18 protein-coding genes are annotated in these 26,127 nt (G+C 41.3%); 10 read left to right on the plus strand and 8 right to left on the minus strand.

Translation table 11 applies throughout. The features are described 5' to 3' along the window. Positions 1 to 144: 144 nt before the first annotated feature. The gene (locus SOS22_RS09975) at positions 145 to 1,848 is read right to left on the minus strand and encodes a hypothetical protein (protein ID WP_320597074.1); all 1,704 of its coding nucleotides are present in this window, start codon (positions 1,846 to 1,848) and stop codon (positions 145 to 147) included. Positions 1,849 to 2,104: 256 nt separating this feature from the next. Between SOS22_RS09975 and SOS22_RS09980 the strand changes: the two genes are divergently transcribed. Next, positions 2,105 to 3,799, plus strand: a complete 1,695-nt coding sequence (locus SOS22_RS09980; RefSeq protein WP_320597075.1) for an ammonium transporter — start codon at positions 2,105 to 2,107, stop codon at positions 3,797 to 3,799. Between the two features lie 92 nt (positions 3,800 to 3,891). Here SOS22_RS09980 and SOS22_RS09985 read toward each other — a convergent pair whose 3' ends face one another. Beyond that, positions 3,892 to 4,977, minus strand: coding sequence for an amidohydrolase (locus tag SOS22_RS09985; RefSeq protein ID WP_320597076.1), 1,086 nt, complete (start codon positions 4,975 to 4,977; stop codon positions 3,892 to 3,894). Between the two features lie 90 nt (positions 4,978 to 5,067). On the opposite strand from SOS22_RS09985, the gene dapF reads away from it, so the two are divergent. The 3 genes from dapF (at position 5,068) to SOS22_RS10000 (ending at position 8,232) form a co-directional block, all read left to right on the plus strand. Beyond that, positions 5,068 to 5,832, plus strand: coding sequence for a diaminopimelate epimerase (gene dapF, locus SOS22_RS09990; protein ID WP_320324603.1), 765 nt, complete (start codon positions 5,068 to 5,070; stop codon positions 5,830 to 5,832). Then, positions 5,829 to 6,515, plus strand: a complete 687-nt coding sequence (dapD, locus tag SOS22_RS09995) for a 2,3,4,5-tetrahydropyridine-2,6-dicarboxylate N-acetyltransferase (protein ID WP_320324604.1) — start codon at positions 5,829 to 5,831, stop codon at positions 6,513 to 6,515. Before dapF ends, dapD begins: the two co-directional genes overlap by 4 nt. A 115-nt stretch (positions 6,516 to 6,630) precedes the next feature. After that, a complete protein-coding gene (locus SOS22_RS10000) occupies positions 6,631 to 8,232 on the plus strand; it encodes a CTP synthase (RefSeq protein WP_320324605.1) in 1,602 nt (533 codons plus the stop codon). A gap of 13 nt (positions 8,233 to 8,245) precedes the next feature. Here SOS22_RS10000 and SOS22_RS10005 read toward each other — a convergent pair whose 3' ends face one another. Together SOS22_RS10005 and SOS22_RS10010 are read right to left on the minus strand one after the other, a co-directional pair. Next, positions 8,246 to 8,815, minus strand: a complete 570-nt coding sequence (locus SOS22_RS10005; RefSeq protein WP_320324606.1) for an ANTAR domain-containing response regulator — start codon at positions 8,813 to 8,815, stop codon at positions 8,246 to 8,248. A gap of 12 nt (positions 8,816 to 8,827) precedes the next feature. Continuing rightward, complete coding sequence (locus tag SOS22_RS10010; RefSeq protein WP_320324607.1) at positions 8,828 to 9,982, minus strand: glutamine synthetase family protein; 1,155 nt, start codon at positions 9,980 to 9,982, stop codon at positions 8,828 to 8,830. A gap of 195 nt (positions 9,983 to 10,177) precedes the next feature. On the opposite strand from SOS22_RS10010, the gene SOS22_RS10015 reads away from it, so the two are divergent. The 5 genes from SOS22_RS10015 to purF all read left to right on the plus strand — a co-directional run bounded on the left by SOS22_RS10015 (position 10,178) and on the right by purF (position 21,311). Then, positions 10,178 to 12,262, plus strand: a complete 2,085-nt coding sequence (locus tag SOS22_RS10015; protein ID WP_320597077.1) for a glutamine synthetase III — start codon at positions 10,178 to 10,180, stop codon at positions 12,260 to 12,262. 10 nt (positions 12,263 to 12,272) lie between these two features. Next, positions 12,273 to 13,856, plus strand: a complete 1,584-nt coding sequence (gene asnB, locus SOS22_RS10020; protein ID WP_320597078.1) for an asparagine synthase B — start codon at positions 12,273 to 12,275, stop codon at positions 13,854 to 13,856. 11 nt (positions 13,857 to 13,867) lie between these two features. Then, positions 13,868 to 18,328, plus strand: a complete 4,461-nt coding sequence (gltB, locus tag SOS22_RS10025; RefSeq protein ID WP_320597079.1) for a glutamate synthase large subunit — start codon at positions 13,868 to 13,870, stop codon at positions 18,326 to 18,328. A gap of 11 nt (positions 18,329 to 18,339) precedes the next feature. After that, positions 18,340 to 19,794: a glutamate synthase subunit beta gene (locus SOS22_RS10030; protein ID WP_320324611.1), complete on the plus strand. Its 1,455-nt coding sequence runs from the start codon at positions 18,340 to 18,342 to the stop codon at positions 19,792 to 19,794. A 101-nt stretch (positions 19,795 to 19,895) separates the two neighbouring features. Next, positions 19,896 to 21,311, plus strand: coding sequence for an amidophosphoribosyltransferase (purF, locus tag SOS22_RS10035; protein WP_320597080.1), 1,416 nt, complete (start codon positions 19,896 to 19,898; stop codon positions 21,309 to 21,311). A gap of 46 nt (positions 21,312 to 21,357) precedes the next feature. Here purF and SOS22_RS10040 read toward each other — a convergent pair whose 3' ends face one another. Continuing rightward, positions 21,358 to 22,884 carry a TrkH family potassium uptake protein gene (locus SOS22_RS10040; RefSeq protein WP_320597081.1) on the minus strand — a complete coding sequence of 509 codons (1,527 nt, stop codon included), beginning with the start codon at positions 22,882 to 22,884 and terminating at the stop codon, positions 21,358 to 21,360. Then, positions 22,871 to 24,229 carry a Trk system potassium transporter TrkA gene (gene trkA, locus SOS22_RS10045; RefSeq protein WP_320597082.1) on the minus strand — a complete coding sequence of 453 codons (1,359 nt, stop codon included), beginning with the start codon at positions 24,227 to 24,229 and terminating at the stop codon, positions 22,871 to 22,873. The genes SOS22_RS10040 and trkA overlap by 14 nt, the downstream gene beginning before the upstream one ends. 117 nt (positions 24,230 to 24,346) lie before the next feature. On the opposite strand from trkA, the gene SOS22_RS10050 reads away from it, so the two are divergent. Then, on the plus strand, positions 24,347 to 24,505 hold the full coding sequence (locus SOS22_RS10050) for a rubredoxin (protein ID WP_128519364.1): 159 nt from the start codon (positions 24,347 to 24,349) through the stop codon (positions 24,503 to 24,505). 32 nt (positions 24,506 to 24,537) lie between these two features. Here SOS22_RS10050 and SOS22_RS10055 read toward each other — a convergent pair whose 3' ends face one another. Next, complete coding sequence (locus SOS22_RS10055; RefSeq protein WP_320597083.1) at positions 24,538 to 24,864, minus strand: YolD-like family protein; 327 nt, start codon at positions 24,862 to 24,864, stop codon at positions 24,538 to 24,540. Further along, positions 24,854 to 26,101, minus strand: coding sequence for a DNA repair protein (locus SOS22_RS10060; RefSeq protein WP_320597084.1), 1,248 nt, complete (start codon positions 26,099 to 26,101; stop codon positions 24,854 to 24,856). The genes SOS22_RS10055 and SOS22_RS10060 overlap by 11 nt, the downstream gene beginning before the upstream one ends. Between the last annotated feature and the right edge of the window lie 26 nt (positions 26,102 to 26,127).

Consider the following 26,127-nt stretch of genomic DNA (forward strand, 5'->3'; position numbering starts at 1 on the left):
AATCGGCCACGAAAGTGCCTTGGCTATAAGACACCAAATGAAGTTATGAACGAAACAGACTCACATACATCGTGTTGCACTTAATTTGACAATTCATCTCATTAAAAAAAAACGAATCTTCATGGACTCGTTTTTTATCAATACTTATTTATGTGCCGAAATATCTTTGGTGATGAATTCCAACAACTCTTGAGCAGCCACATTCAATCCTTTACGATTTTCACGACTGAATCCCAAATGCGTATAGATCTCACCAGTAAAGACACCATTTTCTTTTAGACAACGGAATGTCTTATCGATCAATGGTTCACATACCTCTTCCATCTGCATCGGTCCAAATGGATTGGCAAAATATGTTGTGGAAATACCCACTTCTTGAGTCGTACCCAAGGCCATACGTTTTCCCATTTTACAGGTTTCCTTCACTTCTTCGACACTCAATTCGGCCAAACCATACTTATCGGTATAATTGTTGGCATACGCAAATAAATCGATCTTATGATTCTGGACAATGAATTTATAAGGAGAAGCCGGTGTGACCATCCGTGAATTTGGATTTTCTGGTGCCATAAAGACCGAACGATCCATGTCACGATATGGTGTACCTGGTTCTAGATCATCCAAACGGATGAAAGCACCAATTTCCGTACCTTGTCCATAAGGAATGCCATCTTCAATATGGATCGTACCCATATCATCAAAGATGACTTGCACATCACGAATATAATCTTTTCCAGCTGATTTTAAAGCTTCGATGGATTCCGATTTACCAGCACCCGAATCACCCATCAACATGATGTTCTTGCTGGAACCATCTCGCATGACCACTTTGACAAAGGCACCATGAATAGGTAACCAACCATCATGCATCTTCCGTACATTGTGCAACGTCAACATCATTTTCTTTAGATAGCCAAAGTAATCCATACGAGGATCATCGGATACGCAACCAATCCAAATATCATTTTCTTCATCATGATAGAATTGCGTATCATTTTTATCATCTTCATTACCAATGATACAAATGAGATCTGGTTTTTGTTCAATTTCATCTTTGGTTGCTAATTCAAATAAGTTCGCCAAAGACAATGCCAATGGCATATATTTGATATTAAAATATGTAAAGCACAATAAAGAACCCACTTTACATGGAAAACAGAACCAATTGTCTTTACTTCCCGTAAAATATTCCATTGGACTTTGATGAATTTGATTGATCACACCCGTACGCTTACTTGATTTTGGATGCAAGATCATTGGTGTACGTAACATGACCGTATCGATCATTGGGATTTCTTGTAAGGCTTCATACCCTTTTGAAAACTTTTTATCTCTTTGATAAATAGAGAAACAAGCATTCGTTCCGGCTTGTGCATTGCGATATACCGAATTGCTTCGACCTTGGACTTTTTCTTCAAACAAACGATACGTACGCAAAATCAAACTATTGACATTGCTGTCCATGCCGACAAGCGTATTGACGCCAAAGCTTTCCATATTTTGACTTTTCATAAAGGCAAAACGACTCCGATTGCGCCAGAACTTATACATTTCTTCAATGCAGGTCAACAACATATCGGGATCTCTAGCATATGGGTGATCGATTTCATCCAACTCAAAAATAGCCAATTGACGTAAAAAGTGACTCATAGTTTTACTGGCTTGATGAATATTGATTGAGTTATCAATTGTCAAATATTTCAAAAGAGTTGGGTTTTGAATCTCATCCATGAAATATTCCAACACAAAGCGAAATGTATCGCTTTTCAAAAGCATGTCTCGATTTTTAGGATACATTCGGTTGTAATTCATTACGATCTGATTATCAGATAAATAAATTGTGTTCATATACATCCTCCAACGTATATAAATATATCTCATTCTTTTGAAAATCACAAATCTTTTATTTCATCTATGAAAAATAATTTCTGAAAAATATTTGACATTTTTTCATTTATTGGTATACTGAAATTCGTAAAAAGCAAAGGCGCTTCTATTTCCATATAGAAGTGCCCTTTTGTTTTTTTATTGGTACAAAGGCGTACGAAGAATGAATATTCTTTTTACGCCTTTTTGTATTCCATATCAAAGGGAGGGAAAAGATATGGCAGAAGTATTATCACAAGTTTTCGGCATCTGGTATCTGATTGGAGCCGCACTGGTCTTCTTCATGCAAGCAGGATTTGCGATGGTAGAAGCCGGATTTACCAGACGAAAAAATGCCGGAAATATCATTATGAAGAACTTGATGGATTTCTGTTTGGGAACCGTCGCTTTCTTGATCTTAGGGTATTCGATCATGATGGGAAAAGATACAGGAGCCGGCATCATCGGTTGGATCGACTTTTCAAAAGGACCCCTATTTGATTTTCAAAATACCAATTGGTCCTTGTTCGTCTTTAACTTAGTGTTCTGTGCCACCGCTGCAACCATCGTTTCTGGAGCCATGGCCGAACGAACCAAATTCTTATCGTATTGTATTTACAGTTTCGTGATTTCATTGATTGTTTATCCCGTTGAAGCCCATTGGGTATGGGGGCCCGATGGATTCTTGACCGCTATGGGATTTCATGATTTTGCCGGATCCGGTGTCATTCATTACGTTGGTGGTATGACCGCCTTGATTGGCGCTGCCATGTTAGGTCCACGTATTGGTAAATTCAACAAAGATGGCAGTCCCAACGGTATTCCTGGACACAATATTCCATTAGGTGCTTTGGGATGCTTCATCTTATGGTTTGGATGGTATGGATTCAACGGTGCTGCTGCAACCAATGAAGTCCAATTAGCAACCATTTTCGCAACAACCACCATTGCACCTGCCGTTGCCACTTGTACAGCCATGATCTTCACCTGGAAAAAATACGGTAAACCCGATGTTGGTATGTGTTTAAATGCTTCTTTAGCTGGATTGGTTGCCATCACCGCTGGTTGTGATTATGTCAATGGCTTGGGTGCCTTCATCATCGGCATCTGTTCTGGCTTGATCGTATGCTTTGGTGTATGGCTACTCGACTACAAACTGCACGTGGATGATCCTGTCGGCGCTGTTGGTGTCCATTTCTTCAATGGTATGCTAGGCATCATCATGACCGGTTTATTTGCTTGTGGTACCGATACCCATCCAGCCCCTCTTGGCCTTTTCTATGGTGGCGGTGTCCATTTCTTATTGATCCAGATCTTTGGTTTGGTCGTCATTGGTCTTTGGACCGCTGTTACCATGTTCATCACATTCAAACTCATCGATAAAACAGTTGGTTTACGTGTCAGTGAAGAAGAAGAACTCCAAGGATTAGATCTTCCAGAACATGGTTTGGCCGATGCCTATGCTGGATTTGGCCTTCAAGCCTTAACAACATCCAACCAAGCAGGTGCTAATATCGTTTCGACAGCTCCAGAAGTTCAAATGAGTGAAGCCGTACCAACCAAAGTTACGAAAGGTGTATCGGGTATTTCTAAGGTAACCATTATCGCAAAACCAGAAAAACTCGATGCCTTGAAGTTAGCGATGGATGAGATTGGCATCATGGGCATGACCGTGACCCGTGTCATGGGTTGTGGTGTTCAAAAAGGACAAGTCACTTACTATCGTGGTGCTAAAGTGACCATGGATCTTTTACCAAAGATCAAAGCGGAGATCGTCGTTAGTGAAATTCCGGTTCAAACCGTTGTCAATGCCGCTCGTAAAGCTTTATATACAGGTCATATGGGCGATGGTAAGATCTTCGTTTATGACGTTGAAAATGTGGTTCGTATCTCCAGTGGATCACAAGGCCAAGAAGCCCTAGATTATGAATAGACAATAACGAACTTTCCATTTCGTAAATAGCAGGGAAAAGGACACCGTATGGTGTCTTTTTCTCTACCTAAAAAAAGAACGATTTCTCGTTCTTATAAACATTGAATCAAATCTTGATACAACTGCACGCCATGGATCAGGATATCTTCATCAAAATCCCAATGATCACTATGTAACGGAATCCCTGTTCCCGTTCCTAAAAAGAAGAAGACACCTGGTATAGCTTGTTGATAATAGGCAAAATCTTCCGCAATCATTTCTGGATGTTCCAAACGATGCACAGAAGGAATTTGATGATAGATCTGATTGACCAAAGCTTCATCATTGATCACAGCTGGATAGCCATTTTTAAATTGAACCTGGATCTTGACCTTTTCTTCTTGCTCAATTTCGTGCGCAATTCGCCGAATCTTTGTTTGTATCTCCTTAAATAAAATTGGATCAAATACCCGCATCGTCCCTTCCATATGGGTATGTCCACTAATAGAGTTACAAACCACACCCGATCGCATCAAACCAAACTTTAATAAACGATGAATCTGCGGATCGATACTTTTTTCATATTCGTAACAACGCAATAAGAAATGTGCCCCCGCCACCATCGCATCAATACCCTCTTCGGCTTTGGCTACATGAGAAGTCTTCCCTTCGATATCGACATGAATCTCACTGCTTTGGGCAAGCTGGCCCTTCGGCCGCGTTGCCACTTGTCCTTTATCAATGGAAGGCCATAAATGCAACCCAAATATACTGGTCACATGAAATTTTTTAAAAATGCCCGTATCGACGATCAATTGAGCACCACCTGGCGATTCTTCCCCCGGTTGAAAAACCAATAATACATTGTGAGCAAGATCAGCTTGGGCATTCACCCATTGGGCAAATCCCAACAAAATGGCCATATGCCCATCATGGCCACACGCATGCATACACCCCGGATGTTTACTTTTATAAGGAACATCATTTTGTTCCTGAACCGGTAAGGCATCCATATCACTTCGAAACGCAAATGTATCTTTTTTGCCAAAATCAAAATATGCCACCACACTGGATGGAATGGGTTCAAACAATTCACAACGATAAGCACGTAGATGCTGTTGGATATAGGATTGCGTTTCGGGCAAATCCAATTCCAATTCCGGAATTTGATGCAGTTCTTGTCGATATTCTTTTAACATGGCCTTATGGTATTCTTATTTTCAAAAATTTTCAAGACAATTGAAATTTTTTTCCATCAATGATAGGGTGTAGACAAAGGAGATTAAACTATGAAATCCATTCCGATCACCAAATACCATGGATTGGGCAATGACTTTATCATTACTCGTTATTCCTATGTCGATAAAGAAGACATCGTTTCCTTTATTCAATCGGTTTGTGACCGTCATACCGGCATTGGTGCTGATGGTGCCATCTTTGTCAAAACAAACCCATTGGAAATGATCTATTATAACCAAGACGGATCAAGGGCACCCATGTGTGGCAACGGTATTCGTTGTTTTGCGAAATATTGTTTTGATGAAAACATCGATCGAAGTGAAAAACTTGAAGTCCAAACCTTGGCAGGACCCAAAGTGGTCTATCGCCAATCCATCGATCCCTTCTTAGTTCGCGTCGATATGGGTTATGCCCAAGAATATAAGGATAAGTGGCCCATTCAAATTGGTTCGCACACTTGTTATTCGGGATTTGTATCGACCGTCCATACTGTTCTTTTCGAACCATGGGATGAAACCGTTGGCCATGACATTTGCCATGATTCGGTTTTCCCCGAACAAACCAATGTGAATTTTGTCCAAATACAAGATCAAAGCCATCTATCCATTCGCACCTACGAACGAGGTTGTGGCCCGACCCTAGCTTGTGGAACCGGGGTTTGTGCCAGTGTCTACACAGCCTACACGCTAGGAAAGTGTGACCATTCGGTAGATGTCCAATTGATCAAAGGACAGCTCCATATTGATATTGACCCCGATGGACGAATCTTTATGACTGGTCCCGCTCAAAAAATTTTAGAAGGAGAAACCGCATGAACGCAGAAGAAATCATTCATATCATCCAAACTTCCAAGAAACAAACAACCGTTAAAGTGTACTTCAACGCGACCGAGCCCATTGACTTTCCCCCATCGGTTCAGGTCTTTGGCCATATCGCCATAGGCCCTTGGGAAGATATCCAGCCCATCTTAGAATCCCAAAAAGAAAAGTTCACCCATCTATATATCGAAAACAATGGTCGCAACACCGCTATCCCGCTTTTGGATACCAAAAACATCAATGCGCGGATCGAACCCGGTGCGATCATCCGCGACAACGTTGAAATTGGCGATCATGCCGTCATCATGATGGGGGCCATCATCAATATTGGTGCCCAAATTGGAAAAAACACCATGATCGATATGGGCGCTGTACTGGGTGGTCGAGCCATCGTCAAAAACAATTGTCATATTGGAGCTGGTGCTGTCTTAGCTGGTGTGGTCGAACCAGCCAGTGCTACACCTGTCATCGTTGAAGACAATGTATTGATTGGTGCCAATGCCGTCATCATTGAAGGTGTCCATATTGGCAAAGGTGCTGTCATAGGGGCAGGAGCCATCGTCTTAGAAGATGTTGGTGAAAACCAAGTGGTTGGTGGCAATCCGGCTCGTGTTCTCAAAACCAAAAATGAACAAACCGAAGAAAAAACCGAATTGGTTGATGCCCTTCGTCAAATCTAATTGACATCGATTTTTTTCATGGTAACATGAATGTGGTCATTTTTTTCGGCAAAGAAGCCCTTCCGGACAGTTTTTTTACTGACCGGATTTTTTCATGAGAACAAGGAGGTCAATCATGACAAAATACATATTTGTAACTGGTGGTGTTGTTTCGGGAATCGGTAAAGGCATCAGTGCAGCCAGTTTAGGACGTTTATTAAAGTGTCGCGGCTATCGTGTTACCTCACAAAAATTGGATCCGTATATCAATGTGGATCCGGGCACGATGTCTCCCCTTCAACATGGTGAAGTCTATGTTACCAACGATGGTCTAGAAGCCGATTTGGACTTAGGACACTACGAACGCTTTATCGATGAAGATCTACATCAATATTCCAATTTGACAACGGGTAAAGTCTATTCCAATGTCATCAATAAAGAACGTGAAGGCAAATACTTAGGACAAACTGTTCAGGTGATTCCTCATATCACAGATGAGATCAAACATTTCATTTATCAAGCTGGTAAACATGCCAATGCCGATTTTGTGATTACCGAAATTGGTGGTACGACCGGCGATATTGAAAGTTTGCCCTTTTTGGAAGCCATTCGCCAAGTTCGCTTGGAAGTAGGATACGAAAATTGCTTATTTATTCATGTAACCTATATTCCTTATTTGGAAGGAAGCCAAGAATTTAAATCCAAACCAACCCAACACAGTGTTAAAGAATTACGTTCCTATGGAATCAATCCCGATATCATCATTGCCCGTGTCAATCATCAAATTCCACAATCCGTATTAGATAAGATCTCCTTATTCTGTAATGTCGAAAAAGAATGTGTGATTGAAAACCGTACCCTCGGTTCTTTATATGAAGTGCCTCTCATGCTAGAAAAACAACACCTAGCCGACACCATTTGTAAGAAATTAAATTGTGAAGTTCGCCCTGCCGATTTGACCGAATGGGAAAATTTGATTGATTCCATCCATCAAGCCACCGAACCGGTACATATTGCCTTGGTGGGTAAATATGTTCAACTTCATGATGCCTATCTATCCGTATCGGAAGCTTTGTATCATGCTGGTTTTGCCAATGGCGCCAATGTACACATTCATTGGATCGATTCCGAACAAATCACACCGGAAAACGTAGAAGATACCTTTAAAGATGTGAGTGGCATCATTGTTCCCGGCGGATTTGGGGAACGCGGCATCGAAGGGATGATCGAAACCGCTCGCTATGCCTATACCCACAAGATTCCTTATTTAGGAATTTGTTTAGGGATGCAGATCATGGCCATTTATGTGGCTCGTGACTTATTGGGTTATGAAGATGCCAACAGTTTTGAATTCGATGAAACCAGCAAACATACCATCATTGATTTTATGGCCGATCAAAGCAATGATATCCGCAAAGGTGGAACCATGCGTTTGGGTGCCTATCCATGCAGCTTAAAACAAAATAGTCACATTCATCAATGTTACCAAAAAGAAATCATTGAAGAACGTCATCGTCATCGTTATGAATTCAACAATGCCTATCGATTTGAATTTGAAGAAGCGGGCATTCCAATCGTTGGTACCAGCCCCGATAAGAAATTGGTCGAAGCCATTGAAGCCAAGGACCATCCTTTCTTCATTGGTGTACAATTTCATCCAGAATTTAAATCTCGTCCCAATAATGCCCATCCTTTATTCAAAGGATTTGTGGCTGCTTCAAAAAACGCAAAAAAGTGAGATCATGACGATCTCACTTTTTTTCATCCATATTTTTTAATAACTCTTTGGCCACATCCACTTTTGTGATGGAATTATTCATCGCAATTTGCTCAATATAATGATGTGCCTTTTCTTCCGACCAATGATAACTCTCGATCAATACCAATTTTGCACGATTGACCAATTTATCATTTCGGATCTTCTTCTTTAATCGCTCGATTTCCCCTTGATACTTTTGAATTTCTTCTCGTTTGATCCTTAATTGCTCACAAGCTTGATACATGGTTTGCGCACTGGATGGATCCGCAATCACAAAGATACCTGACCCATTCAATTGATAAACAATTTGATCATATTGACGAAGCGGGACCATCAGTAAGATTTCACAGCCAATGGCTTGTTTCCATTCATAGGCTAACCGCCAGGAAACACCTTCATCAATGGGCTCTTGAATGATCAATAGATCCGGTCTTTGTGCCCGTAATTGTTGTTTCAGACCCGAAACACTCTTAAAACTTTCCATGGGATCATAAACTGTGGAAGGTAGGATCTGTGAGAATCTTATCGGATGGGTCGCGAGTACAAATACTTTCGTACGCATGGCCCTTTCCTCCTACAAATAGCTCTTTAAGACATTTTCTGGCATAATTTTTTTCACAAATACACTATGTGAAGCCATTTCTCTTGCCTGATCCAACGATAAAGGCAAATGTTCAAATAAGCCACCCTCCACTTCAATATTTTTATCGGTAGGTGCCATCAATTCTAAATGTTTCTCAATACCTTCTAAGCCCGCATAAATCAAAACGGTATAGGCTAGATAGCTATTGGCCAGACAATCGGGAGAACGCAATTCAAATCGTTTGGTACCAACAGCCGGAATCCGAACCAATGCACTTCGATTGGCATAGCCCCAACTAATATAACGAGGTGCTTTTTGTTGCCCCAAACGCAAATACGAATCCGCACCCGGATTTAAAAACAAAGTAATTTCTTTGATGCGATTGAGGATGCCCGCTAAAAATTCTTCCATGTTCTTATTGGTGGACACATGCATATGCATGCCATTGCCCGGTGCATCTTCCAATGGTTTGGGTGAAAAGTCAGCACTCAACCCATTCGATTGTGCAACAGTCTTGACCACCCATCGGAAAGTGGCAGCATGATCGGCAGCAATCAATGGATCCTGGTAGCGGAAATCAATCTCATTCTGTCCCGGTCCTTGTTCATGATGACTGGCTTCGGGTTCCACATCCATGGCCGAAAGATAGGAACAAATCTGACGGCGTACATCTTCCCCACAATCATCCGGGGCAATATCCATATACCCAGCTTGATCCATTGGATTTTTGGTTCCTTGTTCAAATAAATAAAATTCAAATTCATTCCCAAAATGAATGGATATGCCCATATCTTTTGCCTTCTGGATAGCTTTTTTCAATAAATAACGAGTATCGTTTTCATACAACGAGCCATCCGTATCATAGATCGTACAATACATACGAATGACCATGCCATCTAAAGAACGCCAAGGCAATACCGTCATGGTGCTTGGATCGGGTTTTAAGATCAAGTCGCTATGACTTTCATCATTAAAGCCAATGATGGCACTGCCATCAAATGAAATGCCCGTTTCAAAAGCCCGTTTCAATTGGCTTGGCTGTATCGAGACGTTTTTTTGCGTTCCCAAGACATCAAAGAACGCACAACGAATAAATTTCACATCTTGTTCTTCAACAAATTCAAGAACATCTTCTTTTGTATACATAGACTCACCTCAATGGGAATATACCTTATTTTCATCTTGTTTTCAATGAAATGTAAAATGTTTTCATTATATGTTTGACAAAAGAAACGAACCGTGTAAAATAATAGACATAGAAACGGCAATGAAGTCGGATGAATGCACTTTTCTTCTGTCTTCGTCGCCGTTTTTTTATATCCAAAAATAAGGAGGAACACTATGCCAATCACTGATGTATTTGCTTCCAATGTCTTTGATGAAGCAAAAATGAAAGAGTACCTTGCGAAAGACACCTTTCAAGAAATGGAAAAAACCATTCGCGAAGGAAAACCATTGAATCCAAAAATTGCGGAAGCCGTTGCGCATGGAATGAAAGAATGGGCCCTATCCAAAGGAGCCACTCATTTTACGCACTGGTTCCAACCATTGACCGGAGTCACTGCAGAGAAACACGATAGTTTCTTGAATCCAAGCAAAGACCACAGTATTTCCTTGGAATTTTCCGGTAAAGAATTAGTCAAAGGAGAACCCGATGCGTCAAGTTTCCCGAGTGGTGGTTTGCGTGCAACATTTGAAGCACGTGGTTACACAGCTTGGGATCCAACCAGCTTTGTCTTCATTAAAAATGGCGTGCTTTGTATCCCCACGGCCTTCTATTCATATACCGGCCATGCCCTGGATAAAAAGACCCCTTTATTACGAAGCATGGATGCCATCAACACCCAGGCTCTTCGTATTTTACGATTGTTTGGACACGAAGATGTAAAAATGGTCCGTACAACGGTAGGTCCTGAACAAGAATATTTCTTAGTCGATATCGAAGACTATAAACAAAGAAAAGATCTACTTTATACTGGTCGTACCTTATTTGGTGCACCATGTCCAAAAGGCCAAGAATTGGAAGACCATTATTTTGGAACAATCAAATCGCGTGTACAAGCATTCATGCAAGAATTGAATTCCGAATTATGGAAATTGGGCGTCTATGCCAAGACCGAACACAACGAAGTAGCGCCAGCTCAATTTGAATTAGCGCCCGTCTTCTCCACGACAAACATTGCGACCGATCACAACCAATTGACCATGGAACTGATCCAACGCATTGCGAAGCATCATGGCATGGTTGCTTTACTTCATGAAAAACCATTCGATTACATCAATGGCTCGGGTAAACATAATAACTGGTCCTTATCGACCGATACCGGTATGAACTTATTGGAACCAGGGGAAACCCCTTATGATAATGCGCAATTCTTATTGTTCTTAAGTGCAGTCATCAAAGCCGTTGATGAGCATCAAGACTTATTGCGTTTGAGCGTTGCCACAGCCGGTAATGATCATCGTTTGGGTGCCAACGAAGCCCCTCCTGCCATCATCTCCATGTTTTTGGGTGATGAATTAACGGAAGTCTTAAAAGCCATCGAGACCGATCAGCCATATGGCCAAAAGAAACAAGAGCGCATGCGTGTAGGTATCGATATTTTGCCAAAGATCAAAAAAGATGCGACCGATCGTAACCGTACAAGTCCATTTGCCTTTACGGGAAATAAATTTGAATTCCGGATGCCCGGATCGAATTCATCCATTGCCGGCTGCAACATCATGTTGAATACTGCCGTAGCCGATGTTCTAGAAGGATTTGCCGATACCTTAGAAAAAGCCGATAATTTTGAAGATGCCTTACATACTTTGATCCAAGAAACCATCAAAGATCATAAACGCATCATCTTTAACGGCAACGGTTATGACGATAGTTGGATTGGTGAAGCCGAAGCTCGTGGCTTATTGAATTTACCAACGACACCGGATGCCCTTCCTTATTCGATCAAACCAGAAAATGTCGAATTATTTGAACGTCAACATGTTTTGAATAAAGAAGAAGTCTATTCTCGTTATGAAATCAACATGGAAGAATACACCAAAGTCGTATTGATCGAAGCACGTACCATGGTGGGTATGGCCCGCAAAGATATTTTGCCTGCTGTTTCTAAGTATACGCAATCCTTAGCGGATACCTTGGCATTAAAGAAACAAACAGGCGTCAGTGCTACATATGAAAAAGCCAATCTGGATGAAATTTCAAGTTATCTAGATAAAGCCTATGTTGCCATTCAAGATCTCGAAGGAAAAGTCAAAACATTAGAAGGAACCGAAGACTTTGAAAAAGCCGCAAACTACGTACGCGATGCGATCTTACCAGCCATGGGCGCATTACGTAAACCATGCGACAAATTAGAAACATTAGTATCCGCCAAAGTATGGCCATTCCCTACTTACGGAAAACTATTGTTCGGTATCATTTAAGGAGGAAATTATGTGTACCATTTTGGGTTATTTTGATAAAGACGTAGATAAAAAAACCATAGAGAAAGCGTTGGCACCAACGCATTCTCGTGGTCCAGATGATCAACGCATCCTGTCGGTAGAAGCCGGCATGATTGGCTTCCAAAGACTTGCCATCATGGGCTTGAGTGAAGCCGGTATGCAACCGTTCCAGCTTAACGGTAAGACGATCGTCTGCAACGGCGAAATTTATGGGTTTCGTCCCATCAAAGATGAATTGATCCAAGATGGATACACATTCTCTAGCGATAGTGATTGCGAAATTTTGATTCCCATGTATGAAAAATATGGATTGGATATGTTCGCCCAATTGGATGCAGAATATGCCCTTGTTTTATACGATGAAACCGAACACGCAATCATTGCGGCTAGAGATCCGATTGGAATTCGTCCTTTATTTTACGGATACACCCCAAATGGCTCCATTGTCTTTGCTTCCGAAGCCAAAAACCTAGTCGGATTTGTGAACAAGATCATTCCGTTTCCTCCTGGACATTATTACTACAATGGTCAGTTTGTGTGCTATCACGATATTACCGAAACCAAAACCATGCATACCGGTTCCATTGAACCCATTTGTCAAGAAATCCACGATAAATTGGAAGATGGTATCCTGAAACGGTTGGATAGTGATGCCCCGGTCGGTTTCTTATTAAGTGGTGGGCTTGATTCGAGTTTAGTTTGTGCCGTTGCGGCCAAATTATCAAAAAAACCCATCCGTACATTTGCGATTGGCATGGATGTGGATGCCATTGACTTAAAATACGCGAAACAAGTGGCTGACTATATTGGCTCGGATCATACCGAAGTCATTATTTCTAAAGAAGATGTCATCGCTGCCATTGAACCTGTCATTCATCTTCTTGGTACCTATGACATCACGACCATTCGTGCTTCCATTGGTATGTACCTGGTATGTAAATATATTCATGAAAACACCGATATTCGTGTCTTGTTGACCGGTGAAATCAGCGATGAATTATTTGGCTATAAGTATACCGATTTTGCCCCTAATGCTGAAGAATTCCAAAAAGAAAGCAAGAAACGGATGCGCGAACTATATATGTATGATGTCTTACGTGCCGATCGTTGCATTGCTGCCAACTCTTTGGAAGCCCGCGTTCCTTTTGGGGATCTCGATTTTGTCCAATATGTGATGGAAATTGATCCAAAATTAAAACTAAACACATATAATAAAGGTAAATATTTGCTTCGTCATGCTTTTGAAAAAGATGAAATTCTTCCTTATTCCATCTTGATGCGTGAAAAAGCCGCTTTCTCGGATGCAGTCGGCCACTCTCTAAAAGATGACATATGCGAATATGCGGAAAGCCAATATACCGATGAAGAATTTGAAACATTGCGCAAAAAGTATCTTCACGTCCCCCCAACGACAAAGGAATCCCTGTTCTATCGGGAGATTTTCGAAAAATATTATCCAGGACAAGGCGATATGATCATTGACTTCTGGATGCCAAATAAAACGTGGCCAGGATGCGATGTAGAAGATCCTTCTGCTCGTGTGCTTTCTAACTATGGTGATAGTGGAAAATAGAAAGGATTTTTATGAATCAACAATTAGAACATGATGCCTGCGGTATTGGTATGGTTGTCAATTATGATGGTAAGAAAACCCATACCGTTGTCGATGCGGCCTTAAAAATCGTCGAAAAATTAGACCATCGTGCTGGAAAAGATGCTTCTGGTAAAGTCGGAGATGGTGTCGGGATCTTGCTTCAGATCTCCCATGATTTCTTTTCCAAAGAAGTTCCTTTTCCATTAGGAAACCAACGAGAATATGGGGTGGGCATGTTTTTCTTCCCGCAAAGTTATCTTGCCCGCAATCAAGCCAAACGTTTATTTCAAACAATCGTCAAAAGTCACGATGCCCAATTACTGGGATGGCGAACAGTGAATTGTAAGCCCGCTATCTTAGGTCAAAAAGCATTGGATTGTATGCCATATATTGAACAGGCCTTCATCAAGAAGCCCGATCCAAAGATGACGGATCTAGAATTTGATCAATTGTTGTATATCATTCGTCGAGAATTTGAAAAGAGCGCACCTGAAACGTATGTGTGCTCTTTGTCATGTCGTACGATCGTATACAAAGGCATGTTTTTGGTCAATCAATTGCGTTTGTTTTATCAAGATCTGCAAGACCGTTCCTATAAGAGTGCCATTGCGATCGTTCACTCGCGTTTCTCGACCAATACGACACCTTCTTGGCGTAGGGCCCATCCCAACCGTTTGATTGCACACAATGGTGAGATCAATACCATTCGTGGTAACTTCAAACGTATGAGTGCCCGTGAAGAAAGTATGGACAGTCCCTTCTTGGAAAAATATAGCGACCAGATCTTGCCCGCCATCGATGCATCCGGATCCGATTCCGCTATGTTAGATAACACCTTGGAATTCTTGATGATGAATGGGATGCCCCTTTCCAAAGCGGTCTTGATCACCATTCCCGAACCTTGGAAACATGTACCACTCGATCAAAAAGAAAAAGACTTCTATCATTATTATGCTTCCTTGATGGAGCCATGGGATGGTCCTGCTGCTGTCTTATTCAGCGATGGCGATATTGCCGGTGCGACCTTAGATCGAAATGGTTTGCGTCCTTGCCGTTATTATCTGACCAAAGACCATACCTTGATCTTAGCCAGTGAAGTCGGGGTATTGGATATTCCTGAAAAAAACATCATCAAAAAGGATCGTTTGCGTCCGGGACAGATCTTATTATTGGATACAAAAGCCAAACGTATGATTTCCAATGAAGAAATCAAGAAATCATATGCAACCCAAAATCCATATGGCGAATGGCTAAACCAAAATCTTCTGCATTTGCGTGATCTGCCCGCTTCCGATCGTAAGTCCCATATGTATTCGCAAACCGAAAGAGACCAATTGTATAAAGCCTTTGGCTATACCTATGAAGATGTGATTGAAACGATCGTGCCTACCATCGAAAAGAAAACCGAACCCATCGCCTCCATGGGAACCGATATCCCATTGGCTGTTTTAAGCAAACGCCATCCATTGTTGTTCCATTATTTCAAACAATTGTTTGCGCAAGTCACAAACCCACCGATGGATAGTTTACGTGAAAAAGTGGTAACCGATACAACGGTTTATCTTGGTGCCAGTGGCGATATCCTGCAAGAAAAAGATACAAACTGCCGGGTATTGGAAATCAATAATCCGATCCTCGATGAGCGTGACATGCAGAAAATTTTGGAATTAGATAAAAAAGGCTTTAAAAATGAAGTCATTTCCTTATTGTTCTATCGTGGTATGCCTTTAAAAGAAGCCCTTAACCATTTATTTATCGAATGTGAACGCGCCTATCGTCATGGCGCCTCGATCTTGATCCTTTCCGATCGTGGTGTTGATGAAAATCATATGGCCATCCCAAGCTTGTTAGCCGTTTCGGCAGTCGATCAATACTTTGTTCGTACCAAAAAACGAACGGCCATTTCCATTGTCTTGGAATCAGGCGAACCAAGAGATGTTCATCAATTTGCTTGTTTGTTAGGTTTCGGTGCCACAGCCATCTATCCATACTTGGCTCATGAATGCATTCAAGAAATGATCGAGAAAGACATGTTGGATTTTGAAGTCTACCAAGCCATCAAAGACTATAACCAAGCAATCATGAATGGCATCGTTAAAATTGCTTCCAAGATGGGTATTTCTACGTTGCAGTCTTATCAGTCGGCACAGATCTTTGAAGCCATTGGTCTCAGCCAAGACTTAGTGGATGAATATTTCACCAATACGATCAATGAAGTCGGTGGTATTGGCTTAAAAGAAATCGAAGAAGACCTGGCTTATCATCATGATAAAGCCTTTGATCCATTGGGATTGGCTAGCGATACAACTTTGGATAGTCCTGGTTTCCATAAGAACCGTTCCGGTGCTAATAAAGAATCGCATTTGTATGATCCAAAAACGATTGTCTTGTTGCAACGTGCTACCCAAACCAATGATTATGCTTTGTTTAAAGAATATACCGCAAGGGTCAATGATCCCGATGATCCGCATACGTTACGTTCCAATTTTGCGTTTGTTTCTGATCGCAAACCCATTGATATAAAAGAAGTAGAACCGGTTGAAAACATCGTGAAACGCTTCAAGACCGGTGCTATGAGTTATGGATCAATTTCTGAAGAAGCCCATACTTGTATGGCCATTGCGATGAATCGCTTGGGTGGAAAATCCAATTCGGGTGAAGGTGGCGAAATGCCTTCTCGTTATGGAACGATCAAAAACAGTGCCATCAAACAAGTGGCTTCCGGTCGTTTTGGCGTAACCAGTGAATTCTTGGTTTCTGCCAAAGAAATCCAGATCAAGATGGCCCAAGGCGCAAAACCAGGAGAAGGCGGTCACCTACCTGGCCGTAAAGTCTATCCGTGGGTAGCGAAAACTCGTTATTCGACACCAGGGGTTGCCTTAATTTCCCCACCACCTCATCATGATATTTACTCGATCGAAGATCTGGCCCAATTGATCTATGATCTCAAGAATGCGAATGATCAAGCACGTATCTCTGTAAAACTTGTTTCCGAAGGTGGTGTAGGTACGATTGCGTGTGGTGTGGCCAAAGCTGGTGCCAATGTCATCTTGATTTCTGGTTATGATGGTGGTACAGGTGCAGCGCCAATTAGCTCGATCCATCATGCCGGATTGCCATGGGAATTAGGATTGGTTCAAACCCATCAAGCTTTAGTGGAACAAGGCTTAAGAGATCGCGTAGCCATCGAGACCGATGGAAAATTGATGAGTGGTCGTGATGTAGCCATTGCCTGTCTATTAGGGGCTGAAGAATTCGGTTTTGCGACCGCCCCATTGGTAACCATGGGCTGCCGCATGATGCGTGTATGCAACTTGGATACATGTCCATTTGGGGTTGCGACCCAAAACAGTGAATTACGAAAACGATTCAAAGGAAAACCTGAATATGTCATGCATTTTATGGAATTTATTGCCCAAGAACTACGGGAGATCATGGCTCAATTAGGTTTTCACAGCGTGGATGAAATGGTTGGTCATAGTGAATGTCTAAAAGTACGTACCTCATCCAATGCGCGTCAAAATATGTTGGATTATGCCGCTATCTTACGTAAGCCACAACCTGTCCATTTCGAAAAGAAAGTGGATCCACAATTGAATCGCACCATCGATGCAAAAGTATTGATCCCCGCTTTCCAAGAAACATTGAAATCAGGTGAACCAAAAACCGTATCCATCGAGATTTCATCAACCAATCGTACCTTGGGTACCTTGTTGGGTTCGACCATTACGCAACAACATCGACCTTACAAAGACAATACCTTCAAGATCGTTGCCCGTGGGGGTGCTGGTCAATCTTGTGGTGCATTCTTGCCAAAAGGCGAAACCTTATCCGTCCATGGTGATGCCAATGACTATTTTGGAAAAGGCCTCAGTGGTGGTATCTTGGCCATTCGTCCCCAATCAGCCAGTCCATTGGTTGCCCAAGACAATGTGATCATTGGTAATGTAGCTTTGTATGGCGCAACCAGTGGTAAAGCCTTCATTCGCGGCATTGCCGGTGAACGTTTCTGTGTTCGAAATTCCGGAGCTATAGCCGTTTGTGAAGGTTGTGGCGACCATGGCTTGGAATATATGACTGGCGGTACCGCGGTTATCTTAGGAAAAACGGGTAAAAACTTTGCGGCTGGTATGAGTGGTGGTATTGCGTATGTATGGGATAAAGATCATGAGCTCTATCAACAATTGAATCCAACCTTGGTTTCCATGGAACCAATATCGATGAAAAACGATATAGAAACGTTAGAAGCCATTTTAAAAGAACATGTCGAAATGACACAATCCGAGATCGCACAAGAAATCTTAGCCCATTTTGATGCTTCCCTAGCTCAATTTAAAAAGATCGTGCCAAAGGATTTCGCAAAGATCTCAAAAATGATCAAAACATTAGAAGATAAAGGCTACAATCATGAAGAAGCTCAAATCAAAGCCTTTGAGCAATTGTACGATTAGGAGGATGACGTATGGGAAAATATACAGGATTTTTAGAATATGAACGTCAAGCGAATCCTTGGATGGATGAAAAAGAGCGAATTCAAACGTTCCGAGAATTCCAACAAGATCTTCCTTTAGAGAAACGTCGTCAACAAGCAGCACGCTGTATGAACTGTGGATCTCCCTATTGTCAATCGGCCATGGAATTAAAAGGCATGGTCACCGGATGTCCACTTCATAATTTGATTCCAGAATGGAACGATGCCATCTATCGAAATCAAATGGACTTTGCGTTTGCCCGTTTATTTAAGACAAACCCCTTCCCGGAATTCACAGGTCGGGTTTGTCCTGCCCTTTGTGAAAAGGCATGCTTAAATGGTTTTGATGGCGAACCCGTGACTTGTCATGATAATGAAAAAGCCATTATTGAATATGCCTATGAGCATGGCTGGATGAAAGAGCGAATCCCAACTGTCCATACCGAAAAGAAAGTAGCTGTCATTGGCGCCGGTCCGGCGGGATTGACCGTGGCTTATCTTTTGAATCAGCGTGGTCATCAAGTCACCGTCTATGAACGAGATAGTTATCCCGGTGGTTTATTGATGTTTGGTATTCCAAATATGAAACTCAATAAGACCTATGTAGAACGTCGGATCACCTTGATGCAAAAAGAAGGTATTAAATTCATCTGTAATACCGAAGTAGGAAAAGATATCAAACGAAAAGATTTGGAAAAAGCATACGATGCGATCGTACTTTGTACGGGTTCCAAAGAGCCACGTGATCTGAAGGGCCCAGGTCGTGATGCGAAAGGCATATATTTTGCGGTGGATTTCTTAAGTCAAAACACCAAGCATCTATTAACGGATTCACCTTATATCAGTGCCAAGAACAAACATGTAATCGTTGTTGGTGGGGGCGATACCGGAAATGACTGTGTGGGTACTTGTATTCGTCATGGTTGTAAATCCATTACGCAATTGGAAATGATGCCAAAAGCACCGGATACCAGAACCGCCAGCAATCCATGGCCCGAATGGCCAAAGGTTTGTAAGACCGATTATGGTCAACAAGAAGCCATTTATCAATTTGGTCATGATCCTCGTATTTATCAAACGACCATTGAAGAATTCATTCAAAAAGATGGTCAATTAACCGCTGTTAAAACTGTTCAAGTCGAATTCAAAGATGGCAAGTTACAAAATGTCAAAGGTTCCGAAAAGACCTTGCCTTGTGATCTATTATTGATTGCGGCTGGTTTTGTGGGCGTACAAGATACGATCAGAAAAGATTTCCATTTGGAGATGACCCCACGAAATGTCTTTGCGACCAATGAAAAACATCAGACCAAAGATGAACATATCTTTGTAGCTGGCGATTGCCGTCGTGGTCAATCGTTGGTCGTATGGGCCATTGCGGAAGGCAAAAAAACCGCAAAAGAAGTCGATACATACTTGATGGGATATTCAAGTATCGATGCTTGACAAAAAAAACTTTGTCGTTGATAATGTGTTCGTAAACGACAAAGTGTCGGGTACACAAATGTATTTGGGTGCTCGACTTTTTGTCTTTAAAGGAGAAATTTATGATACATGAAGAATGTGGTGTCTTTGGTGTCTATGCGAAACAACCCATGGATGTAGCGAAAATGGCTTATTATGGCCTGTATGCCCTGCAACATCGTGGACAAGAAAGTTGCGGCATTGTTGTCAATCAAGATGGCTTATTCTATTCCAAAAAAGATCTAGGTCTAGTCAGTGATGTTTTCCATAAAAATGATTTAGCTTCTTTACCGCAAGGAAAAATGGCCATTGCACATTGTCGCTATGGTACAACCGGCGCAACAAATCGTGCCAATGTACAACCCTTGGAAGTGAACCATCAAAAAGGTCCTCTGGCCTTGGCCCATAATGGTAATTTGACCAATGCCTATGAATTGCGCAATCAATTGGAATTGGGTGGTGCCATTTTCCATACAACCGCAGATACAGAAACAATTGCGTATTTAGTCACGCAACAACGCTTAAAAACAGGATCCATCGAAGAAGCCATTCGCCGTACCATGGATCAATTAGAAGGTGCCTATTCCTTATTATTTATGTCTCCTTCGAAAATGATCGCTGTCCGTGATCCTTATGGATTCCGTCCTTTATGTTATGGACAATGCGATGATGGAACGTATGTAGTTGCGAGTGAAAGCTGTGCTCTTGATGTTGTGAATGCCCATTTCATCCGTGATTTGGAACCAGGTGAAATGTTGGTCTTTTATCAAAATGGTGTACAAAGTTATCGTCACCACATTCATGAAAAACAGAAACATATTTGTATTTTTGAATATATTTATTTTGCCCGGCCAGATTCTGTCATTGATGGAATTTCCATTCATGAAGCACGTAAAAAAGCCGGTGAAGTATTATGGGAAAGCTGTCCAGTCGAGGCCGATGCCATCGTTGGTGTACCGGATTCAGGATTGGATGCTGCCCTTGGCTACAGTCAAGCATCCGGTATCCCTTATGTTATGGGCTTTATGAAAAATCGGTACATTGGTCGTACGTTTATTTCCCCTGGTCAAGATTCACGGATTGATAAGGTACATATCAAATTGAATCCGATTTCCAGTGAGATTAAGGGAAAACGCATTGTATTGATCGATGATTCGATCGTTCGTGGTACAACTTCGGCACAAATCGTCCGCTTATTGCGAGATGCAGGTGCCAAAGAGATTCATGTCCGCATTTCTGCTCCCCCTTTCTTAAATCCATGTTTCTATGGTACCGATATTGATTCAAAAGAAAACTTGATTGCGTGTCATCACAGTGTGTCCGAAATTTGTAAGATCATTGATGCCGATTCTTTGGAGTATTTACCTTTGGATCAACTGTATCAATTGATTGGTCATCATCAATATTGTGATGCTTGTTTTTCTGGCAATTATCCAACGGCCGTACCAAGCAGTACAGCGAAAAATCGGTTTGAACAACCTCTACAAGATCAAGAATAGATCGACCTTCATGGTCAATCTTTTTTTCATAAAAAAACAACATCGCTTAGATGTTGTTTTCATCGTATAAATAAATGGATTCTTTAGCGCGTTTCTTTTTCTTATGTCCATGACCAATCAATGGTGCAATGAAAATAAGGATTGGGAAAATTTCCAAACGACCAATCAACATGGCCAAAGACAAGACCAATTTTGATAAATCACTAAAGGCATGGAAATTTCCAAAGGGACCAACCAGTTTAAATCCAGGACCAATATTGCCAAGACATGAAACACAAGCAGAAATGGTCGTTTCCATATCAAAGCCGTCAATGGAAACCAAAAAGAAACAAATTCCCATGATCAATATGTAACAGCCAAAATAGCTCATGATCTGATTGACCACTTTTTCAGGGACAGCCTTTCCATCAAAAGTGATCACTTTTACTTTTTGTGGGTGTACGCTTCGTTGAATATCCGCTTTGATTCGACGAACCACGATCATCATTCGGCTTACTTTCACACCGCCTCCAGTCGATCCGGCACAAGCGCCCAATACCATCAACAACAATAAGACCATCTTAGAGAAGGTCGGCCATAAATCAAAGTTACAGGATGAGTAGCCTGTGGTCGTGATGATGCTGGATACTTGGAAGAAGGCTAAGCGTATGGAGCGAACGACATCGTAGTTATACATGGATAATATATTGATCGTGATCAATGCCGTGGATGCCAAAATGACATATAGATAGTTCTTGACTTCTTCCATCTTAAAGGCGTTTTTAAAATCGTGGATCACTAAGAAAAAGTAAAAGTTGAAGTTCACCCCAAATAAGGCCATAAAAATACCAATGACCCATTCATAATAGGCATTATGATATTCCCCGATTCCTTGATTGGTCACACTAAAACCACCGGTCCCGGCAGAACCAAAGGTATTACATAAGGAATCAAAAAGCGGCATGTGCCCCATGACCAAGAGGATGACCTCGATGATGGTCAATCCCATATACATTAAGTATAGGATCATGGCACTTTGGCGCAATCGTGGAACCAACTTGCCAATGACGGGACCTGGTGATTCCGCCCGTAAGATGTGCATCGAACGATCATTGGATTTGGGTAAGATGGCTAAGACAAAGACCAAGATTCCCATACCACCGATCCAGTGGGTGAAGCTTCGCCAAAACAACATACATTTTGGTAAGGACTCCACTTCTTTTAAAATGCTGGATCCCGTGGTCGTAAAGCCGGATACGGCTTCAAATAAAGCATCCATATAATGCGGGATCGTACCCGACAGATAAAAAGGCAAAGCGCCAATGATGGATAAAACGATCCAACACAGGCCCACCGCCATCAATCCATCCCTGGCAAAATACGAGGCATGACTGACTTTTACACGTGAAAAAGGTAAGCCAAGAAGCAAGGAAAGGATGATCACGATCACAAAGGATGAAATATCTTCATGATAGATCAAACCACAAATCAATGGAGCCACCAATAAACCGGCCAATGCCAATAAAACATATCCGATCACATTAACGATGACACGCCAATTTAATTTTCGAAATTCATATTTAAGCCAAGACATCATTTAAATCCCTCAACTTTGGAATTGAACTAACCACTACGATCGTATCATCCAATTGCACCGAACTATTTCCATTAGCAATTTCAGGATGACCATGATGCGAAATATAGCCAATCAATATGCCTGGTTTAAATGTCAGATCTTTTAATGGGATCCCAATAAATTTACAATTTTTCCGAACCCGAAATTCCAAGGCTTCGACGGTATTTTCATTTAATGTGATCAAAGATTCAATATTGGATCCAACCGCATTCTGCATTGCCCGCACATACCGAACGATTCGATTGGCCGTAATATATTTTGGCGATACCGAATTGCACATATCGAATTTTTCCAACAAAAATTCTAAAGACATTCGATTGATCTTTGGCATGACACGCTCAACGCCTTGACTGGCAGCAAACATGGAAATAATAACATTTTCTTCATCATTGTCGGTCAATGCGACAAATGCATCCATCGTCGTTAAATTCTCACTTAATAAGAATTCTTGATCGGTTCCATCGCCAAGGATCACATTGGCTTCGGGAAATTGCAGGGCCAATTGACGGCATTTTTCCGGATCTTTTTCAATGATCTTGACACGAATATTCATACCTAACATCATGCTGGTTAGATAATAGGCGATCCTTCCACCGCCAACGATCATGATTTCATTGAAATTCCGATATTCGGAAACACCGGTAGTAATCAAGAAGGATTCAATATGTTGGGTCGTTCCAATCACAGAGATACGATCGCCTTTTTGGATCACAAATTCGCCATCTGGAATGATAACTTCTTTGCCTCGATTGACAGCACAAATCAATACGGTACCATGATGGCGTGAGCCAATCGAGCGTACTTTTTCATCGCAAAGCAAACTGTTTTCGCCCACGATGATCTCGGCAATCTCAACGCGTCCTTTCGCAAAGGTACTGACATGTACACCTTGTGAAAAATGTAAAGAACGGACAATTTCACGAGCGGCCCCTCGTTCTGGATTGATGCTCATGGAAAGATGCAATTCATCTTTTAATAATTCAATGGAATTGACATATTCCGGATTTCGAACACGGGCAATGGTGTTTTTCACACCTAATTTTTTTGCCAACATGCAACAAATCAAGTTCACTTCATCACTGCCGGTCACCGCAATCATCATATCGGCTTCTTCGATGTTTCCTTCTTTTAATGTATTTACATTCGCACCATTTCCATGGATACAAAGAACGTCCAATTGATCGGCACATTTTTCTATAATTTTCAAACGATTGTCAATGATGGCAATGTCATGTCCCTCTTTCTCGAGTTGTGAAGCCAAAGTAAATCCAACTTTGCCTCCCCCTACTACCGTTATTTGCATTGCTTTTTCCCTCCGTAGTTTGCTAATTATACCATATTTCTTAATTTTTGTATCGAGGCATATATATAGCCAAAGACCAAATTTTTTTGTATAGTAAAGATAAGGAGGAAATAAAAGATGAAATATACATGTGACGTATGTGGATGGACATATGATGAAGCTGTAGGTGATCCAGACAATGGTATTGCTCCAGGCACAAAATGGGAAGATCTTCCTGCTGACTTTACTTGTCCATTATGTGGCGTTGGTAAAGACCAATTCTCAAAAAGCGAATAAAGAAAAGCATCGATCCATTGGGATCGATCTTTTTATAAGGGTCTTTCCAGTCCCACCCCTTCCATTTCGATAATAGCGATCAGCGAAATCTTTTGTTTGACAATTTGCATATACTTTTCATTCAGATCCAGCTTGGATACCATGCCTTCTTTTTGTATATAATGTTGGCCATCGTAATACGTGATACATACGATCATGCCTGGTTGGATCAAATGAATTTGCCGATCCAATTCATCTCTTGCATCTTCATCCAAGATCTTTGGTTTCACAATGATCTTCTCTTGTTGCGCCAATAATTCTTTTAAGCCCTTTAAAGAATCAAACGATTGAAAGATAGCTGCTCGATTTTTATTGGGCATTGTGCCCTCCAATCAACAAATTTCGCTTTCGAGCCGTTGCTTTTTCTTCCAGATTCATGCCCTTTAAAATGGCATTCTTTCCATATTTTTGTTTGATTTCAATAATGGCTTTTTGGACCGATGCTTCTTTTTCAATGGCATTTGGATTCGTAAACAAATCATAACTTTCATATCTTTCATCCTTGACATCACAAAAAGACAAACCAATTTGACGAATGGGATAGTGCGGATCCACGATTCGTTGATACAATCGTTTAAATTCAGCCAATAAGATTCGATAGGAATTGGTACAATTCGTAATTTTGGTAGTTGCCGAAGAAGCTTTGCGACAATTTTTAGAATATCCCACATATAATGCGATCCGATTGGTCACTAAATGTTCATCGACCAATCGCAATACATTGACATCTACCATTTCTTTGACGATCAAATACGCATCTTGATACGAATAATCTTCAAACAAAATTTGACTATTGGAAATCGAATGCGCCTGTGAATGATACGCTTTGATATCTTGGATCGTCGTTGGTTCTTTGCCCCATGCATGATCAATCAAATATTCGGCCTGAATCCCAAAAACCTGATATAAAATCGATTCCGGATAATGGGCTAGATCATACATATCAAAAATACCCAGGCTCGCCAATCGACGACTGAGGCCGGGTCCAATTCGCCAAAAATCGGTCAAGGGTTTATGATGCCACAACATATTTTGATACAGACCTTCATCCAAATACCCCATATTATCAGGTACATGTTTGGAAAGAATGTCCAGTGCTACTTTGGTCAAATATAAATTGGTCCCAATCCCAACAGTAGCCGTAATATGCGTTTGTTCGAAAATCGCATCCGTGATCTTTTTCGCCAACGCTTTGGGAGATAGACCATATAATTTCATATAGGGTTCAATATTTAAAAACGATTCATCAATGGAATACACATGAATATCTTCTTTGGCTACATAGTTTAGAAAAATCTTATAGATCCTGGCTGCATATTCCATATACAATCGCATCCGTGGTTTGGCCACGATATAATCCATGCCCTGGGGAATCTCAAAGATGCGACAACGATTTTTCACTCCCAATGTCTTCATTTTTGGTGTGATGGCCATACACAAAGCCCCATTTCCACGCGTTGGATCGGCCACGACTAAATTCACCGCAAAAGGGTCCAATCCTCTTTCACTGCATTCTACGGATGCATAAAAAGATTTTAAATCAATACATAAATACATATCTGTGTCCTCTTTATAGCTTTATT

This window comes from Absicoccus sp. (genome assembly GCF_034090965.1).
Taxonomy (GTDB): domain Bacteria; phylum Bacillota_I; class Bacilli_A; order Erysipelotrichales; family Erysipelotrichaceae; genus Absicoccus; species Absicoccus intestinalis.

What these genes read in the sequence shown, in the direction of transcription:
- SOS22_RS09975 (WP_320597074.1), bottom strand. Translation starts at nt 1,848, where the DNA reads ATGAACACAATTTATTTATCTGATAATCAGATCGTAATGAATTACAAC.
- SOS22_RS09980 (WP_320597075.1), top strand. Translation starts at nt 2,105, where the DNA reads ATGGCAGAAGTATTATCACAAGTTTTCGGCATCTGGTATCTGATTGGA.
- SOS22_RS09985 (WP_320597076.1), bottom strand. Translation starts at nt 4,977, where the DNA reads ATGTTAAAAGAATATCGACAAGAACTGCATCAAATTCCGGAATTGGAA.
- dapF (WP_320324603.1), top strand. Translation starts at nt 5,068, where the DNA reads ATGAAATCCATTCCGATCACCAAATACCATGGATTGGGCAATGACTTT.
- dapD (WP_320324604.1), top strand. Translation starts at nt 5,829, where the DNA reads ATGAACGCAGAAGAAATCATTCATATCATCCAAACTTCCAAGAAACAA.
- SOS22_RS10000 (WP_320324605.1), top strand. Translation starts at nt 6,631, where the DNA reads ATGACAAAATACATATTTGTAACTGGTGGTGTTGTTTCGGGAATCGGT.
- SOS22_RS10005 (WP_320324606.1), bottom strand. Translation starts at nt 8,815, where the DNA reads ATGCGTACGAAAGTATTTGTACTCGCGACCCATCCGATAAGATTCTCA.
- SOS22_RS10010 (WP_320324607.1), bottom strand. Translation starts at nt 9,982, where the DNA reads ATGTATACAAAAGAAGATGTTCTTGAATTTGTTGAAGAACAAGATGTG.
- SOS22_RS10015 (WP_320597077.1), top strand. Translation starts at nt 10,178, where the DNA reads ATGCCAATCACTGATGTATTTGCTTCCAATGTCTTTGATGAAGCAAAA.
- asnB (WP_320597078.1), top strand. Translation starts at nt 12,273, where the DNA reads ATGTGTACCATTTTGGGTTATTTTGATAAAGACGTAGATAAAAAAACC.
- gltB (WP_320597079.1), top strand. Translation starts at nt 13,868, where the DNA reads ATGAATCAACAATTAGAACATGATGCCTGCGGTATTGGTATGGTTGTC.
- SOS22_RS10030 (WP_320324611.1), top strand. Translation starts at nt 18,340, where the DNA reads ATGGGAAAATATACAGGATTTTTAGAATATGAACGTCAAGCGAATCCT.
- purF (WP_320597080.1), top strand. Translation starts at nt 19,896, where the DNA reads ATGATACATGAAGAATGTGGTGTCTTTGGTGTCTATGCGAAACAACCC.
- SOS22_RS10040 (WP_320597081.1), bottom strand. Translation starts at nt 22,884, where the DNA reads ATGTCTTGGCTTAAATATGAATTTCGAAAATTAAATTGGCGTGTCATC.
- trkA (WP_320597082.1), bottom strand. Translation starts at nt 24,229, where the DNA reads ATGCAAATAACGGTAGTAGGGGGAGGCAAAGTTGGATTTACTTTGGCT.
- SOS22_RS10050 (WP_128519364.1), top strand. Translation starts at nt 24,347, where the DNA reads ATGAAATATACATGTGACGTATGTGGATGGACATATGATGAAGCTGTA.
- SOS22_RS10055 (WP_320597083.1), bottom strand. Translation starts at nt 24,864, where the DNA reads ATGCCCAATAAAAATCGAGCAGCTATCTTTCAATCGTTTGATTCTTTA.
- SOS22_RS10060 (WP_320597084.1), bottom strand. Translation starts at nt 26,101, where the DNA reads ATGTATTTATGTATTGATTTAAAATCTTTTTATGCATCCGTAGAATGC.